Annotated in this window: 1 protein-coding gene; it reads left to right on the forward strand. The window is 62.7% G+C overall.

Annotated elements, in window-relative coordinates:
* Positions 1-64: 64 nt before the first annotated feature.
* Complete coding sequence (locus MKK60_RS25810) at positions 65-529, forward strand: carbohydrate-binding domain-containing protein (protein ID WP_243989017.1); 465 nt, start codon at positions 65-67, stop codon at positions 527-529.
* The last annotated feature ends 135 nt before the right edge of the window (positions 530-664 follow it).

Consider the following 664-nt stretch of genomic DNA (forward strand, 5'->3'; position numbering starts at 1 on the left):
CGACCTTCCACCACCCGAGACATAGGTCATCAAACTACCCTCTACGCCAGTGATCCCCACGCCCATGGTCACGAAACCCACAGCGCCGGTCGTGACACCCTTGGCTCCGGACACCCTCGTCTTCTTTTTTTCTGGTGACACCTACACCGGCATTTCCCACAGGCCGTACACTCTTTCCCTACACCACGCCCTTCCGATACTCACCACCAGCGCGTCGCATGCGGCAGGCCAGACGCAGGACATCACCCTCACGGGAGCGTTCGGTACGGGTGCGCACGACATCGCGGTGCAGTTCCTCGACGACGTCTACGGCGGCAGCGCGACGGCCGACCGCAACCTCTACGTCCATCAGGTCAGCCTCAACGGGCACACCCTGGCGGGCGACGCCGCCGACAACCATGCCGGCTACAACAGCGGCGGGGTCGCCCAAATGTTTCACAACGGCCACGCGGACTTTCTTTTTTTACAGGCTACTGAACGAAGGGGGCGCGGTGGGCGGGAGGGGGGAATTGGATGGGCCCGCAGCTGAAGGGGCCTGTCGGAAGCCGTACCGGTAAGGCCCAGGCGGAGGCTTGGTGTGGTTGCGGCAAGCTCCCAGCTGCTTCTTAATGAGGGGAAGGTAGAGATCGGCAGAGCAACCGGCTGAACTCCAGGTACAGTACTC

Source organism: Methylobacterium sp. J-092 (assembly GCF_022829325.1).
In the GTDB taxonomy this organism is placed as follows: Bacteria; Pseudomonadota; Alphaproteobacteria; order Rhizobiales; family Beijerinckiaceae; genus Methylobacterium.